Below are 16,209 nucleotides of genomic sequence, written 5' to 3'. Positions count from 1 at the left end.
AAAAAATTTTTTACAAAGGTAACTAAAATGCTTCTTTAGGTTAACAAGGTTATGTTAGAACGGTGTTAAGGTCGTTAAAAGTATTAGTTTTGTCAAAAATAATGGTTGTAGATGAAAGCGGAACTTGTCTTTAAATATTTTACGACGCTCAACAATGAACAACAAGAGCAGTTCGCCAAACTGGAAGCGTTGTACAAGGATTGGAACCAAAAAATAAATGTGGTTTCCAGAAAGGATATTGATGAGCTTTATCTGCGCCATGTGCTTCATTCCCTTGGGATTGCCCAAATCCAAACGTTCAACGAAGGTTCCCAGATTTTGGACGTGGGCACTGGTGGTGGCTTTCCCGGTATTCCCCTGGCCATACTATTTCCAAACGTGAAGTTCACCCTTGTGGACGCCATTGGAAAAAAAATCAAAGTGGTGGATGAGGTCGTTGAAGGACTTGGATTGCAGAATGTGAAAACCTACCATTCCAGGGTAGAGGAGATTCCGGGCCAGTTCGATTTTATTGTAAGCAGGGCGGTGGCCGCTATGCCCACCTTTGTGCACTGGACCAAGGGAAAAATCAAAAAAGATTCCTCCCACCAGCGAAAAAATGGCATACTTTACCTTAAGGGCGGCGACCTTACCGAAGAGTTAAAAGGTTATGAGACCGTCCAAGTATTTGATTTGAATGAATATTTTGAAGAGGAGTTTTTCGAGACCAAAAAAGTGGTGTACTTGCCCCAAAAGTACAAGGGTTAGTTAAATACTGTACATCCTCTTATACACCAATCTACATTTTCTGGCGTAGTCCTTGGCATATTGCCATAATTGCTGATACTTTTTGATCATCAATTTTCCCCATGCGTTTATTCCTGCTGTCATAACAAATTGATTTTAAAATGTAAAGATAGACACATTACATTTAGTTTACAATTAGTTAACGTTAAATTTACATATAAATTACATTAGAGTCATCATTCTTGTGGTTTTTGATGCTCAACTGCGTGTAATTCAGGTAGGTACGTTAATCGTACAAGGTGTTGATATCTGCTTCTGCGATATCCACTAAAAGTTGTCCCATTTTGGCGCAGACCATGTTAAAGAACACTTCTCCTTTTTCAGCTGTTGCCTTGCTTGGGTCGCCGACTCCGGTGTCTTCACTTATTTTGGACCACGGGCGTTCGGTCCAGGCCCATCCTTCGGAAAAGGCTTTTATGTTGTTCTTGAATTCCTTGCCGCTTCCCCAATCTTCTCTGGGCAATACCAGTTCAGGGGTCAAGTGCAGAATCAAGCTGGTCTCCATTTCATCGGCATGGTCTCCCGGTAGTTCAAACACCCCGGATTCACTGCCGAGTTTAAACCAGTTGGTGATGCAAAGGAACATTTCGGGGAAAAGAAGCCCTAATTCCCGAACGATGGCCTTCCAATTGTTTCCACCGTGGCTGTTCAAAATCATGAACTTTTTCACTCCTTGACGGTCCAATACCGTCAGGATGTCCTTGAGTATGGCAAATTGGGTGCTGGGATTCAGGTTCATGTCCAAATAGATATCCGATTGCCCTGTGTTTACTCCAAAAGGGATGGTGGGCAGCACTACTACCTTGCTACCTTTCTCCCAGGCAATGCGCGCAGATTCCTCGGCAATAGAGGTCCCTTCGATGACATCGGTGGCGTATGGCAGGTGGTAATTATGGGCTTCGGTAGCGCCCCAAGGCAGTATGGCCAAATCGAAAGATTCGTTTTTTAGGTGTTTCCAATTGGTCTCGGCCAAAATATAGGGTCTGGGCATGAATACTCGGGATTAGGTTGAACAAAAAAGCCGCCATTGGTGAATGACGGCCTTGAAAATAGTGGTTTTTGTGATTATCCCAAAAATGGATAGCGGTAATCCTCAGGGGTCACAAACGTTTCCTTGATCAATCTAGGGGAAACCCATCTGAGCAAGTTCTGCATAGATCCGGCTTTATCATTGGTTCCGGAAGCCCGTGCTCCACCGAAGGGTTGTTGTCCCACAACGGCCCCTGTAGGTTTATCGTTGATGTAGAAGTTGCCGGCTGCATTCTGTAATGCTTTCGTGGCTTCGTCGATGGAGTAGCGGTCGCCTGATAGGACAGCTCCCGTCAAACCATATTCAGAGGTGCCGTCCACCAATTTCAAGGTTTCGCTCCAGTCTTTGTCCTCATACACATACACGGTGACCACAGGGCCAAAAAGCTCGGTGTACATGGTCTCGTAGTGTGGATTGGTGGTCAGGATTACGGTCGGCTCAATAAAGTAACCTACGGATTTGTCGTAATTTCCTCCGGCAATAATCTCGGCATCTTTATCTGCTTTTGCCTTGTCGATGTACTTCGCCAATTTATCGAAAGCGCCTTCATGGATCACGGCGGTAATAAAATTGCTCATGTCCTCGGGCGACCCTGGTTTGTTGAACGAAGCAATATCCTTTTTGACCAATTCCAAGATTTCATTGGCTGTGGACTTGGGCAGATACACCCTTGATGCCGCACTACATTTTTGTCCTTGGAACTCAAATGCCCCTCGGGTAATGGCGGTGGCCACTTGTTGTGGTTTTGCCGTTGGGTGGGCAATGATGAAATCCTTCCCTCCAGTTTCGCCAACAATTCTTGGGTAGGTTTTATAGTTGTGGATGTTGTTTCCTATTTGTTTCCAAAGCGATTTAAAAACATCCGTAGAGCCGGTAAAGTGAATCCCAGAAAAATCTGGGCTGGCAAGTACGGTATCGGAAATCATGACCGGGTCTCCGTACACCACGTTGATGACCCCGTCGGGCAGTCCAGCTTCCTTGAACACATCCACAATGATTTTGGCGGAATAGATTTGGCTATCACTTGGTTTCCAAACTACTACGTTGCCCATCATGGCCGCGCTTGCGGGAAGGTTTCCGGCGATGGCGGTAAAGTTGAACGGGGTGATGGCGTAAACAAATCCTTCCAGCGGACGATACTCTACGCGGTTCCAAACGCCTTCGGACGATTCGGGTTGCTCCCCGTAAATCTGTGACATGTACTCTACGTTGAAACGCAAAAAGTCCACAATTTCGCAAGCGGAGTCGATTTCAGCCTGGTAAATATTTTTGGATTGCCCCAGCATGGTGGCGGCGTTCATTTTTTGGCGGTAGGGCCCTGCAATCAGCTCGGCAGCCTTCAGAAAAACGGCGGCGCGCTGTTCCCAAGTAAGGTCGGCCCACTGCTTTCTTGCTTCCAAACAGTTGGAAATAGCCTTCTCCACATGACTTTTTTCCGCCAAGTGGTAATGCCCCACTATGTGCTTATGGTCGTGGGGAGGAGAGAGTGGCTTGGTGTTGCCCGTCTTTATCTCTTCGCTACCGATATAAAGTGGAATGTCCACTTTTTGGTTGTAGAATGCCTTATATTGATTCAGTACTTCTTCTCGTTCGGGAGAACCTGGAGCATAGCTCAATACAGGTTCGTTGTAAGCCGTCGGAACTTGAAAAAATCCTTTTCCCATAGAAATGTCTTTTTAGTGTTTTACAATTCTATCAAAGGTAGTGAAACCTGTAGGGAATATAAAATGACCCGTACTAGTTTATCGCGAATGGCGCCGCAAACTTGAAAGTGGGAATGTCCACTTCAAACTCCTTGGCGTTGGTAAAGTTGACCATGTGGTAGTGACCACGCATGGCTCCTACGGGCGACGCCAAGAGGCAACCTGAACTGTACGTATGGGAACCACCTGGCTTTATCACCGGTTTTCGGCCGATAACACCTTCGCCGTCAATGGTCTCCATTTCCTTAAGGGCGTCGAACACATCCCAATGCCTTGCGGTGAGCTGTACGGTATCCTTGCTGAGATTTTCAATGCAGATGGTGTAGCCAAACGCATAGTGCACCTTGTAATTTTTGAAGAAGGTGCCCTCAAAAGTGGTGCGGACCGAAACTTTGATTCCTTTAGTGACCTGTGTAAACATATTAATAAGTTAAACCACTTCCTGCAAACGTAAGTATGATAGTGAAAAATGCTAAAATCATAAATACCGTGTTCAGAAAAATATACTTTACAATTGTTTTAAACCTTCCCTGTCCATAGAATTTTCGCATGGCCTTGTACAGGTAAATGCCAAAAATCAACAGAAAGATTCCCGAGCTGTTCCAGTTGAAAATGGTATCCAATGTTAGGCTAAGGATGAGCAAGATAAATAAGAGGGACTGATTGTGAAAACTAAAAATAAGATGATCGGTGTAGGTATTATTATTTCTGATGTACACCAACCAAATGAAGACGGTGAACACGGGGATAAAGAAAAATATGATAAAAGGAAGTTTGGAAATGGTGCTGTTGATCCAGTTGCTAGGTTCTCTTATAGCCCTTAAAATACTGTTTGCGCTATTAAAGGCCATTTTGTTGGTCAGGGTTTCTTCCACGCCATATTTTTCCCGTGCCTCATCAAAACTATATAGCGTGTCCTGTTTGATGAAATACCCAAAAAATTTAGCTTTTTTGGAAAAGTTTTCCAGCCCGGACCCATTCCCCAGACTTTTAAAATAGGCCGAAGGGTCGGCCTTCATCAAGGAATCCTTTTGTCTTTCTTTACGTTGGGCACTTTGCACAAACACCCCGATGGAGTCCATGTATTGGAGCTGTTCGGACAATTTTGGGTCGGCTTCCTTAATGGAGTCCAACTTGTTCATGCCCAGCAAAACACCGGGATTTGTTTTCTTTAAGGAGTCCAACATGTTTTTGGTCTTATCGGACTGTTCTTCGAGCGCCGTGCTGTCCACTTCAAAATTGCCAGAGTCCACATCAAAACTGATCGGGGAGCCGCCATAAATATTCCCGTCGAATTCCCGTGCGGCCTTGTCCAAACCTGTAAAATTATTGTTGTAAGTAAACATCAAAAAGTAGAGAAAGGCCAAGCTCAACAAAAAGCGGAAAGGATTGGTGTAGGTGATTCGTTTGCCATTTACATAATCCTTAGTGATGCTACCTGGCCTTAGTAAAAGTGCGGAAAGGGTTTTTAGCAGTTTGGAGTCGTAGTTGATCAGCCCGGAGAAGAACTCGTCCAAGAAATCCTTAAGCGTTAATTTTTTGGTGCTGTTGGCCTGGGAGCAATTGGGGCAGTACCTGTCACTAATGTCCAATGGGTGGCCGCAATTTAAGCACTCCACGCCACGGAACTTTAGTTCGTACCGTCCTTTGGTAATCAACCCACCCTTTTTGGCCATATAATTTATATAAGGATAGGGTAAAGATAATTAATTGCTAATATTTTGAGAGTTTACGGAGCCTATACCTATTATACTATCGTACATTTCACCAAAATCACGGTAGTACACCAAGATGAGATAGTTGTTTTCGGTAAAATGGAAATTGCCGCTGACCAAATTGGGTTCTAAGGTGCCGTCTTCGCGCTGCACTACATATTTATAATTATAAAACCCTTGTTTAATGGGCAGGGTCACTTCAAATTTCCCGCTTTCTTCATTAAAGGTCATTTTGTTCTCCTCCGAAAGTGCGTAGTTGTTGAACTTTCCGATGACGTACACATCATCCAATCCAATCAGGTTACTGTAGGGTAGACTAAAGTGCACTTTGGAATATTCCGCTTCGCGGGAAACATCCTCTCCTTGCATTGTCCTGACCACAAAATCCCCATTGATATCAGGAAAGTAGGTGTATTCCTGGTCGAAACGATATTGATTCGTGAACAGGTAGTGGTGGTACACCTCCCTCATTTCAATCTTGGAAATGGCAAAAGTGGGCGACCTGAGGTCTTTTGTGTCAAAATTCAGGTATTCGTTGCCCCCAAAAAAACTGGTCTCCTCATTGTAACGATACACGAGTTCGGTACCAATGGTGAATTGGGGTGGAATGTTATAGAGTGCCGTGGGCCATTGGTGGTTCTGGATGATGGCCACCTTGATTTCCCGCTTTGGATTGACCACATTGAAACCAGCGGTGTTGATGGTAAATTGCACCACTTGCTTGGTGTTGATGAAATTGAAGTCCCTTGACCTTTTTACCACACCGGCCACATTCACCACATTGCGGTATACCACAAACCTTCTGGAAAACTGAAGGTCGCCATAACTGTTGTATACTTCCAGTACGTAGTTGCCGCTAACCCTCAACCTCACGTTTTGATTGGGAATGGTGAGTCGATAGTTGGAATAGGGCTGTAGTGTGGTATAGCTGTTTTCGTAGTCGATAATACGCTGGTTGTCCGCTCCGTCCAGATATTGGGATTTTAACAATTGGGAAGGTGTCCAATCGTAATCGCAATGAAAGATTTTGTAATAGTAGTCCTGTTCATTGGCCAGCAGGTCGTCGAATTCCAAGGTGATGGGCTCGCCCAGTTGGATGACGGGAAATTGATCTTCCGTCGGCCCCTTGAAAACAATCGATTTGATATTCTCCGGTGGCTCCACCTCCTCCATCACTTGACTAAAAGTTGGCCGGGCCATCAAACCAAAAAGAACTACAATGTAGGTTAAACGCATCTGGGACACTATTTTGTGGTAAAGTTAAACAAAAACTGTGCTCGATGAAGTAAGCTCGTTATAATCCCAATTTTATAGTTAATTATTATGAAAACAATCCTTTTAGTGCTATTTTTGCGTTCGATTTTGATAACCTAAGGTCTACAATAATATGTCTAAAGACATCCGGATTAAAAAGGGGTTGAACATCAACCTCGTCGGGGCAGCAGAGCAGACTATAGCCAATGCCGTTGCGAGTAACGTATATGCCCTGAACTTAGATGATTTCCACGGAATCACTCCAAAAATGTTGATTAAGGAAGGTGAAGAGATAAAAGCTGGCGAGCCAATCTTTTATAACAAGAACAACGAAGACATGCACTTCGTTTCGCCTGTCAGCGGAGAACTTGTGGAAATCGTAAGGGGGGCTAGGAGGCGAATCTTAACGCTAAAGATTCTTGCTGACAAAGAACAACAGTACATGATCAACAAGGTGCCGGATTTGGACACGGCGGACGGTGAGGCCATTAAATCCTACCTTTTGCAATGTGGTGGATGGCCTTTTATCAAGCAAAGACCTTACGATGTAATCGCTGATCCCAGTGCCACTCCCAAAGCTATTTTTATTTCCGCCTATTCCACGGCTCCTTTGGAGGCCGACCCGGATTTTGCCTTAAGGGGCAAGGAGCAGGAAATCCAAGCTGCAATAATGGGATTGAGCAAAATGACCCCTGGAAAAATCCATGTTACAGTTGGGAAGGGCAATGCAAGGTCACCTTTTGTTGATTTAAAAGGAGTTGAGCTTCATAGAATCACAGGTCCACATCCAGCAGGATTGGTAGGCACACAGATCAATAAAATAGACCCCGTCAACAAGGGTGAGGTGGTTTGGACCCTTTCGCCGCAGGACGTTGTGATGTTGGGTGAGCTTTTGCTGACCGGTAAATTCAATGCTGAGCGAATAGTTGCGTTGGTTGGTTCAGTGATCAAAGCACCGAAATACTACAGGACTAAGATTGGTGCTGAAATCTCTACCTTTTTATATGCCAGTGGTGTAACGGAAGATAGGTTCAGGTTGATCAATGGCGATGTGCTGACAGGCACCAAAACCAATACAGAAGGATATTTGGGCTTCTACAATAATACGGTTACGGCCATTCCAGAAGGCGACGATTATGAGTTTTTTGGATGGAACAAGCCGGTTTTCGATAAAATATCGTCCACAAGGGCATTGACCTTTTCTTGGTTGCAGCCCAAAAAGAAATACGATTTAGATACCAATACCAATGGCGAGCACAGGGCTTTCGTGGTAACGGGAAGGTATGAGGAGGTTTTTCCAATGGATATCTACCCGCTTCAATTGTTAAAGGCCTGCATGGTAAAGGATTTGGACGAAATGGAACAATTGGGCCTTTATGAAGTGGCCCCTGAGGATTTCTCTTTGACGGAATTCATCTGTATTTCAAAACAACCGCACCAACAAATAATCAGGGAAGGATTGGATTTGTTACAAAAAGAATTAGGATAATATGGCTTTGAAAGAAAAATTACACCAGTTAAAACTTAAGTATCAGGGCAAAAAAATGGCCCCGGCCTTTAACGCACTGCATACTTTTCTTTATACTCCCAATGAAACGACCCATTCGGGAGCTCACGTTCGTGCTGCTGACGATTTGAAACGCACCATGAACACCGTTATTTTGTCGTTGGTGCCCTGTTTGTTGTTCGGAATGTTTAACGCAGGATATCAACATTATTCGGCAATCAACGGTTTTCCTGAGAATTTCTCCCTTTTCGAGCATTTCTTGACTTGGGACAATTTCTGGGTTGGAGTAACCACCGTATTGCCGTTGGTCATTGTTTCCTACGGTGTCGGTTTGGCCATCGAATTCTTGTTTGCCGTAATCAAGGGACACGAGGTAGAGGAAGGATACTTGGTAACGGGTATGTTGGTTCCTTTGATCGTGCCGGTTGATACTCCACTTTGGATGTTGGCCATCGCCGTTGTATTTGGCGTTGTTATCGGTAAGGAAGTGTTCGGAGGTACCGGAATGAATATTTTAAATCCCGCATTGACGATTAGAGCCTTTTTGTTCTTCGCCTATCCAACTTGGATGAGTGGTGACAAAGTTTGGGTACACGAAGCGGTGGAAAGAGCAGGTACTGCCGATGCCATTTCCGGAGAGACCATTCTTGGGTCATTGGCCCAAGGTTCGGACTATTCCTATTCCTTGGCAGATATGTTCTACGGATTTATCCCAGGTTCAGTGGGTGAAACATCCACCTTGTTGATTCTTTTGGGAGGACTCTTCTTGATTTTTTCCAAAATAGCCTCATGGCGCATCATGGTGAGTGCCGTAATCGGTGCCTTGGCCATGGGACTTATCTTTAATGGTATCGTGGACGCTGGATGGCTTCCCGAATACAGTAAATTCTACACTTTGATGAGCTTCCCCTTCTGGCAGCATTTGATCGTAGGAGGTTTGGCTTTCGGTATCGTTTTCATGGCAACCGACCCGGTAACGGGTTCACAGACCAATAAAGGAAAATGGTACTACGGATTCTTCATCGGATTCCTGTCCGTCATGATTAGGGTGTTCAACCCAGGATATCCAGAAGGCGTATTCTTGGCCATCCTATTGATGAACGTATTTGCACCTACCATCGACCACTACGTGGTGAAGGGCAATATCAAAAAGAGATTGAAGAGATTGAAAACTGCAACCATCTATCCCAAAGCTTCGGATGAGGTTGATTCACTAAAAACGGAAACAGCGTAATTATGGCAGTCAATACAGAAAAGAATGGCTACACTGTAATTTTTGCAGTGCTAATGGTTGTTGTTGTCGGATCGCTCCTTGCTTTTGTTGCGTCCGGCCTTAAGCCAATGATAGATGAGAACGTGCGCTTTGAAAAGCAACAGAACATCCTTTATGCCATGGGTGTCAATGAGAATGAAGGCGATGGAGATGTTTCTTTTGTGCCTACTTCCGAGGTAGAGGGCGCATTTTCAAAATACATCACCCAACAATTGGTATGGGACGGTTCCCAAGTGGTTGAAAGGGACAACGCCTATTTGATCAACGTAGAGAAGGCACTTGCTGAAGCCAAAAGCGGTGGAAACGCAGAACTTCCGCTCTTGGTCGGAGAAAAGGACGGTGAGAAATATTATATCATCCCTATGTACGGTAAAGGACTTTGGGATGCTATTTGGGGATATATGTCCGTTGGAGAGAATATGGAAATCAAAGGGGTCTTTTTTGATCACAAAGGAGAAACGCCCGGACTCGGTTCCAACATTAACCAACGTTTCTTTATGGATGACTTTAAAGGAGAATCCGTAATGGACGGGGATACATACGAAGGTGTTCAGGTAGCCAAAGGAAACAACGATCCCCTAAACGAAAATAAAGAAGACAATGAAGTGGATGCCTTGGCAGGTGCTACCATTACCGGAAACGGGGTAAGCGCCATGATAAAAGAGAGCTTGAAGCTTTACAAACCTTATTTACAAACTATTAGATCCAATTAATATGGCGCTACTATCAAAAAAAGATGCAAATCTTATAAAAGACCCGTTGGCCGATAACAACCCCATTACCATTCAGGTATTGGGTATCTGTTCTGCCTTGGCGATTACCGCAGAATTGAAAGCTTCGGTAGTGATGGCGATATCCGTATTGTTTGTAATGGGAGTAGGTAACGTGGTCATATCATTGATCAGGAATATTATCCCTTCCAAAATCAGGATTATTGTCCAGTTGGTGGTTGTTGCCGCTTTGGTAATTATTGTGGATCAAGTGTTGAAGGCATTTGCCTATGACCTTAGTAAAACCTTGTCCGTTTTTATTGGACTTATCATTACCAACTGTATCATCATGGGACGTTTTGAGGCATTCGCACTCGGAAATGGCCCAAGAAGAGCCTTTCTTGATGGGATCGGAAACGCGTTGGGATATGGTGTGATCCTTGTAATTGTTGGTTTCTTTAGGGAACTTTTAGGTTCTGGGACATTGTTCGGAATCAAAGTGCTTGGAGACCCCATCGCCAAAACCGGATTGTACTCCATCGGATACGAGAACAACGGTTTTATGATCATACCGCCTGCAGCGCTGATTGTCGTAGGAATCATTATATGGGTGCAACGCTCCAGAAACAGGGCATTAATTGAAGAAGCATAAACTGAGGAAGCATGTTAGAGCATTTAGAATTATTTTTTAGATCAATCTTCGTAGACAATATGGTGTTTGCGGTCTTTTTGGGCATGTGTTCCTATTTGGCCGTATCCAAAAAAGTGACCACAGCTGTAGGTTTGGGGGCAGCCGTAATATTCGTATTGGGTGTTACCGTACCATTGAACTGGTTGTTGGACAAATATTTGCTTCAAGATGGAGCTTTGGTATGGTTGGGTCCTGAATATGCCGATTATGACCTAAGCTTTTTGTCCTTCATTCTTTTTATTGCAACTATCGCGACGATGGTTCAGCTGGTAGAAATTGTAGTGGAGAAATTTTCTCCATCCTTGTACAACTCCTTGGGTATCTTTTTGCCATTGATTGCGGTAAACTGTGCCATTCTTGGGGGGTCTTTGTTCATGCAGACCAGGGATATCCCTAACATCGGTTTGGCATTGAACTACGGAATCAGCTCCGGTATTGGTTGGTTCTTGGCTATTTTGGCCATTGCCGCCATCCGTGAAAAGATTCGTTACTCCAATGTGCCCGCACCCTTGCGCGGATTGGGCATTACCTTTATCATAACAGGTTTGATGGGAATCGGGTTCCAAAGCTTCGGTGGTATGCTTACCGGGGATAACGAACCACCAGAGGAGACCCAAAGCACCACTGCGGAGACCCAAAAGGAAAAAGAAATTAAAAAGGAGATTGAGGAAGACGAAAAAGCAATCTCTTATAACGAAGCCTTAAACAAATAAAAGATGATATTAGCCGCAAGTACCGGAGGTACTATCTTAATAACAGTAGTTGCATTTCTTGTTTTGTTGTTAGTGTTGGTGGCATTGTTGCTGTTCACTAAGGAAAAATTATCACCATCTGGCCCCGTAACCATTACCATTAATGGCGAAAAAGAGTTGGAAGTGGGTTCTGGTGGATCGTTGTTGTCCACTTTGGGTAATCAAAAAATATTCTTGCCATCCGCCTGTGGTGGTGGTGGAACTTGTATCCAGTGCGAGTGCCATGTGCTCTCCGGTGGAGGAGAGGCGCTTCCTACGGAGACTCCTCATTTCTCCAAAAAGGAATTGCAAGAAGGAGCGCGTTTGGCCTGTCAGGTCAAAGTAAAGCAGGATATGGAAATTACGATTCCAGAAGAGGTGTTCGGTATCAAAAAATGGGATGCCAAAGTAGTGCGTAATTATAACGTAGCCTCTTTTATTAAAGAATTTGTAGTGGAAATTCCAGAGGATATGAACTACAAGGCTGGTGGATATATCCAAATTGAAATACCCCCATGTGAGGTAAAATATTCGGATATCGATATCACCGCCCACCCTGAGGAGCATGAAACTCCAGATAAGTTCCAAGCGGAATGGGATAAATTCAATTTGTGGCCATTGGTCATGAAGAACCCCGAGACGGTTGAGAGAGCCTATTCTATGGCTTCTTACCCTGCGGAAGGAAGAGAAATTATGTTGAATGTCCGTATTGCGACCCCACCATGGGATCGTAACAAAAACGGATGGATGGACGTAAACCCAGGTATTGCTTCCTCTTACATATTTAGTTTGAAAGAAGGCGATCCTGTAACCATTTCCGGTCCGTTCGGTGAATTCTTTATCAACGAATCCGAAGCAGAGATGCTATACGTAGGTGGTGGTGCCGGTATGGCCCCGATGCGTTCCCACTTGTACCATTTGTTCAAGACGTTGAAAACGGATAGAAAAGTGACCTATTGGTACGGAGGACGTTCCAAGAGAGAGCTGTTCTACATCGACCACTTTAAGCAATTGGAGAAGGAATTCCCCAACTTTAAATTCTATATGGCACTTTCTGAGCCATTGGAAGAGGATAACTGGAAGGTGAAGAAAGATATCAATGATGAGGAAGGCGACGGATTTGTTGGATTTATCCACAACTGCGTTATCGATAACTACCTGAACCATCACGAAACCCCTGAAGACATCGAATTGTATTTCTGTGGACCTCCATTGATGAACAAAGCCGTTCAAAAAATGGGCGAGGACTTTGGTATTCCAGATGAGAATATCAGATTTGATGACTTTGGTGGATAGAAATCAAGATGATATAGCACCTCGAGCATTGTCGAGAGGGAATATAAAACCAAACCGATGCTCCCAGCATCGGTTTTTTTGTTAGGTATGGGAAGAGAATTAACAGAACAGGAACTTCATAACTTGGCCATGAACATTGTGGGCCGAGAGATGGAAGCGGATGGATTTGAGTTTATGGCCATCAACAGTAAACTCAAAAAAAATCCTCAATATGTGTGTCTTAAAGAAAAGATACTACACTTCATTGTCGTGCGTAATGTGGAATTTCCATTCAATCCCAGGGAATATGATAAGGAATTGATGCAGAAAGTCAAGAACCATGCAGAAAAGTTCGAGGCAAGAACCTACTTTGCGGGCGTGGGGCTTTCCAATGCGGCGGATAGGACCGAGCCGTTGTATCTGAACGAGGAATATGTAGTGGATTATCAAGGATTAATTGAAATATAGATGAAGAACAAACCGATTACTTTAATCTTGATGGTGCTTTTTTTGGCAAGTTGTACACCCAAAGAGCACATCAAAAACCAATCCTGGGGCAATGCCTTGGGAACCACCTACTCCATCATCTATATTGCGGATGGGGAGTTGGACTACCAACAAGAAATTGATTCGGTGTTTCAGGTGCTTAACCAGTCTATGTCCACCTATATTCCTGATTCTGATATTTCAAAAATCAATGCTGGGGACTCCACCATTCAGGTAGATGATATGTTTAGGGAGGTTTTTGAGGTATCTAGCGAGGTCCATAAGGCTTCAAACGGTTATTTTGACCCTACCATCGGTGTTTTGGCAAACGCATGGGGCTTTGGACCAGGGGAGCAGATAGAGCTCGATAGCCTTCGTGTGGACAGCTTGTTGCAATATGTAGGATGGGAAAAAGTGAAACTGAATACAGATAATACCATAACTAAGGAACATCCATCCATTCGTTTCGATTTCAATGCTGTGGCCAAAGGTTATGCCATTGATAGATTGGGAGCTATGCTCGACCAAAAAGGTATTAAGAATTATCTTGTTGAAGTTGGCGGCGAAGTCTTGGCCAAGGGAACTAATTTGGTGTCCGGAAAGCAATGGACCGTAGGTATTGATGACCCCCAAGTGGAAACAGGACGTCAACTGAAGCAAATCGTTTCCTTGGAGGATGTGGCCATGGCATCATCTGGAAACTATCGAAAATTTAGGGTAGACCCAGAAACGGGCGAGAAGTTTGTGCATACCATCGACCCGAAATCGGGATATACCAAAAATTCCAATGTATTGGCCACCAGCGTTGTTGCTAAGACCTGTGCCGTGGCCGATGCTTATGCCACCACTTTTATGGCGTTGGATCTGGAAGACTCAAAGGATGTACTTCAGAATCATGATGAACTTGAAGCCTATATCATCTATTTGGACAAAAATGGGGCAACACAAGAGTTTTTTACCCCTGGCTTTGAAACCTTGGTCAAGAAATAATCACTTTTTTACCAGCGGGATGATTTCCCCCTTGGCCAAACGGTACTTTTCTACATCTTCCTTTGGAAGTGTATTGGTGTAATCCACTTCTTCAACCTTGAAGCCTACACTACGAAGCTTATCAAAATAATCCCTTCCGTAAATGCGTACATGGTCGTACTGACCGAAAATCCGTGCCCGCTCCTTTCGGTCGGTAATGGTATTGTCCTCAAAGGTTTGCTCCCTTTTTAGGTCCTGCGGAATTTGAAATATGCCCCAACCTCCCGGTTTCATCACACGGTAAAGCTCCTGCATGGCTTTGGTGTCATCGGGGATATGCTCCAGCACATGGTTGCACAAGATGACATCAAAAGTGTCGTCATCAAAAGGTAAGTGGCAAATATCCGCTTTTACATCGGCCAATGGCGAATTCAGATCAGTAGTAGTGTAGGTAATATGGTCCAACTTTTTAAAGCGCTGATAAAAGGCCTGCTCGGGTGCAAAGTGCAACAGTTTTATGGGCCTGGTAAAGAAGTCTGTCTTATTTTTGAGATAGAGCCACAAGAGTCGATGCCTTTCCAGGGATAGCGTAGAGGGGGAGAGGACGTTTTCACGAGGATTTTCGTATCCGTAAGGCAAAAACTTCCTGAAACTTTTTCCATCGATGGGGTCGGTATATGTTTTTCCCTTTAGGGAAAAGGCAATCAACGGACGCACCCAATAGCTCAATCGGATGAGTAAAGGACGAGGGATTAGATTCAGAAAATATTTAAACAGTTTTGACACGAATTACACGAATTTCCTCTAATTGGATTGTAATATTACTCTTTTATAGGCTAAACTATCTTCACCAAAGTTTACAATTAATCCTAGTTTCATTTTTGATGCTGCCAAGTAATTCAATGTTTGTTTGATATGTCCACTGGTGATTTTTTCGACGGCCTTAAGCTCTAAGATGATTTTCCCGTCTACCAAATAATCTGCATAATAGTGATGCATCAGCTTTTCACCTTTGTAGATGATGTCAAACTTTACTTCTTTTTGGAATGGAACGCCATTGGACTTTAATTCAATTTCAAGGGCATCGCTATAAACTGCTTCACTGAATCCTTTGCCAAGCTCACTGTGAACATCCATGCACAAACCAATCAAAAAGTAGGATTCGTTTTTATAAATGATTTGGGACATTTATTTGAGAAATTGGTGAAATTCGTGTCAATATAAAGATTACTGATCACTACAGCACCAACTTCTTACTACGAAACTCATCCTCTTCATCACTGGTGATGCCCAAAGCTTCGTAAATATATTGGAAAGTGGACAGCAGTTCTGGTTTTCCATCAATCAGGGCAACATCGTGTTCAAAGTGGGCGCTAGGTTTGCCATCAGCAGTCAAAATGGTCCAACCATCACGTAATTGCTTGATACGCTTGGTTCCCATATTGATCATGGGCTCTATGGCTACTACCATTCCGTCGACAAACTTTTTACCTCGTCCTCTTTTTCCATAATTGGGCATTTGGGGGTCTTCATGCAGTTCACGGCCCAAACCATGACCTACCAATTCCCGGACAACCCCATAGCCGTGGTCTTCGGTATATTTTTGAATAGCATAGGCCACATCGCCTACGCGGTTCCCCAATTTGAATTCCCTTATTCCCAAGTAAAGCGATTCTTTGGTGACTTTAAGCAGTTTTTTGGTTTCCTCGGCCACTTCACCCACTTCAAATGTATAGGCATGGTCACCATAAAAGCCATTTTTTACGGACCCACAATCCACAGAAATGATATCCCCATCCTTAAGGGGTTCATTTCCCGGAATGCCATGTACTACTTGTGCATTGGGGCTCCAGTTGAGCGTGTTCGGAAAATCGTACATCCCTAAAAAGCCAGGTTCAGCTCCTTGTTCCCGAATGAAGTCCTCGGCCATTTTATCCAACTTCAAGGGGTTGGCACCGGGCTTTATTTCTTTGGCCAACATACCCAAGGTACGGGATACGACCAATGCGCTTTCGCGCATCAATTCAATTTCCTCTGCTGTTTTTACTTTAATCATGCGGCAAAGATAAATTGATTCTA

At 44.0% G+C, this 16,209-nt stretch carries 18 protein-coding genes; 9 read left to right on the top strand and 9 right to left on the bottom strand.

Annotated elements, in window-relative coordinates; genetic code table 11:
• Positions 1–111: 111 nt before the first annotated feature.
• A complete protein-coding gene (rsmG, locus tag GGE08_RS12250) occupies positions 112–747 on the top strand; it encodes a 16S rRNA (guanine(527)-N(7))-methyltransferase RsmG (protein WP_179385177.1) in 636 nt (211 codons plus the stop codon).
• Here rsmG and GGE08_RS16125 read toward each other — a convergent pair whose 3' ends face one another.
• From GGE08_RS16125 to GGE08_RS12225, 6 genes are all read right to left on the bottom strand, one after another.
• Positions 748–870: a hypothetical protein gene (locus GGE08_RS16125; protein WP_257024025.1), complete on the bottom strand. Its 123-nt coding sequence runs from the start codon at positions 868–870 to the stop codon at positions 748–750.
• Positions 871–1,012: 142 nt separating this feature from the next.
• Complete coding sequence (locus tag GGE08_RS12245; protein WP_179385176.1) at positions 1,013–1,777, bottom strand: creatininase family protein; 765 nt, start codon at positions 1,775–1,777, stop codon at positions 1,013–1,015.
• A gap of 74 nt (positions 1,778–1,851) precedes the next feature.
• Positions 1,852–3,480: an L-glutamate gamma-semialdehyde dehydrogenase gene (gene pruA / locus GGE08_RS12240; protein ID WP_179385175.1), complete on the bottom strand. Its 1,629-nt coding sequence runs from the start codon at positions 3,478–3,480 to the stop codon at positions 1,852–1,854.
• 73 nt (positions 3,481–3,553) lie between these two features.
• A complete protein-coding gene (gene apaG / locus GGE08_RS12235) occupies positions 3,554–3,940 on the bottom strand; it encodes a Co2+/Mg2+ efflux protein ApaG (RefSeq protein WP_179385174.1) in 387 nt (128 codons plus the stop codon).
• 1 nt (position 3,941) lies between these two features.
• Positions 3,942–5,195, bottom strand: coding sequence for a DUF3667 domain-containing protein (locus GGE08_RS12230; protein WP_179385173.1), 1,254 nt, complete (start codon positions 5,193–5,195; stop codon positions 3,942–3,944).
• Positions 5,196–5,225: 30 nt separating this feature from the next.
• Positions 5,226–6,470, bottom strand: a complete 1,245-nt coding sequence (locus tag GGE08_RS12225) for a type IX secretion system plug protein domain-containing protein (RefSeq protein WP_179385172.1) — start codon at positions 6,468–6,470, stop codon at positions 5,226–5,228.
• A 151-nt stretch (positions 6,471–6,621) separates the two neighbouring features.
• Between GGE08_RS12225 and GGE08_RS12220 the strand changes: the two genes are divergently transcribed.
• The 8 genes from GGE08_RS12220 to GGE08_RS12185 all read left to right on the top strand — a co-directional run bounded on the left by GGE08_RS12220 (position 6,622) and on the right by GGE08_RS12185 (position 14,151).
• On the top strand, positions 6,622–7,977 hold the full coding sequence (locus GGE08_RS12220) for a Na(+)-translocating NADH-quinone reductase subunit A (RefSeq protein ID WP_179385171.1): 1,356 nt from the start codon (positions 6,622–6,624) through the stop codon (positions 7,975–7,977).
• 1 nt (position 7,978) lies between these two features.
• Positions 7,979–9,229 carry an NADH:ubiquinone reductase (Na(+)-transporting) subunit B gene (locus tag GGE08_RS12215; protein ID WP_179385170.1) on the top strand — a complete coding sequence of 417 codons (1,251 nt, stop codon included), beginning with the start codon at positions 7,979–7,981 and terminating at the stop codon, positions 9,227–9,229.
• A gap of 2 nt (positions 9,230–9,231) precedes the next feature.
• Complete coding sequence (locus GGE08_RS12210) at positions 9,232–9,981, top strand: Na(+)-translocating NADH-quinone reductase subunit C (RefSeq protein WP_179385169.1); 750 nt, start codon at positions 9,232–9,234, stop codon at positions 9,979–9,981.
• Between the two features lies 1 nt (position 9,982).
• Positions 9,983–10,630 (top strand): NADH:ubiquinone reductase (Na(+)-transporting) subunit D, encoded by a 648-nt coding sequence (locus GGE08_RS12205; protein ID WP_179385168.1) that lies wholly within the window; start codon positions 9,983–9,985, stop codon positions 10,628–10,630.
• Between the two features lie 11 nt (positions 10,631–10,641).
• The gene (gene nqrE, locus GGE08_RS12200) at positions 10,642–11,382 is read left to right on the top strand and encodes an NADH:ubiquinone reductase (Na(+)-transporting) subunit E (RefSeq protein WP_179385167.1); all 741 of its coding nucleotides are present in this window, start codon (positions 10,642–10,644) and stop codon (positions 11,380–11,382) included.
• Positions 11,383–11,385: 3 nt separating this feature from the next.
• Positions 11,386–12,696, top strand: a complete 1,311-nt coding sequence (gene nqrF, locus GGE08_RS12195; protein ID WP_179385166.1) for an NADH:ubiquinone reductase (Na(+)-transporting) subunit F — start codon at positions 11,386–11,388, stop codon at positions 12,694–12,696.
• Positions 12,697–12,783: 87 nt separating this feature from the next.
• Positions 12,784–13,143, top strand: coding sequence for a Na(+)-translocating NADH-quinone reductase subunit F (locus GGE08_RS12190; RefSeq protein WP_179385165.1), 360 nt, complete (start codon positions 12,784–12,786; stop codon positions 13,141–13,143).
• Positions 13,144–14,151, top strand: coding sequence for an FAD:protein FMN transferase (locus GGE08_RS12185; RefSeq protein ID WP_179385164.1), 1,008 nt, complete (start codon positions 13,144–13,146; stop codon positions 14,149–14,151). It abuts the gene before it with no gap.
• Here the strand turns inward: GGE08_RS12185 and GGE08_RS12180 are convergent, their stop codons facing one another.
• The 3 genes from GGE08_RS12180 to map are packed head-to-tail and all read right to left on the bottom strand — an operon-like array spanning position 14,152 to position 16,186.
• Positions 14,152–14,916, bottom strand: coding sequence for a class I SAM-dependent methyltransferase (locus GGE08_RS12180; protein WP_179385163.1), 765 nt, complete (start codon positions 14,914–14,916; stop codon positions 14,152–14,154).
• 18 nt (positions 14,917–14,934) lie between these two features.
• Complete coding sequence (locus GGE08_RS12175) at positions 14,935–15,318, bottom strand: GxxExxY protein (RefSeq protein ID WP_179385162.1); 384 nt, start codon at positions 15,316–15,318, stop codon at positions 14,935–14,937.
• Between the two features lie 49 nt (positions 15,319–15,367).
• Positions 15,368–16,186, bottom strand: coding sequence for a type I methionyl aminopeptidase (map, locus tag GGE08_RS12170; protein WP_179385161.1), 819 nt, complete (start codon positions 16,184–16,186; stop codon positions 15,368–15,370).
• Positions 16,187–16,209: the final 23 nt, after the last annotated feature.

The sequence above is a fragment of the Allomuricauda sp. ARW1Y1 genome (genome assembly GCF_013407935.1).
Lineage (GTDB): Bacteria > Bacteroidota > Bacteroidia > Flavobacteriales > Flavobacteriaceae > Flagellimonas.
This window is presented reverse-complemented; position numbering and strand designations above follow the sequence as displayed.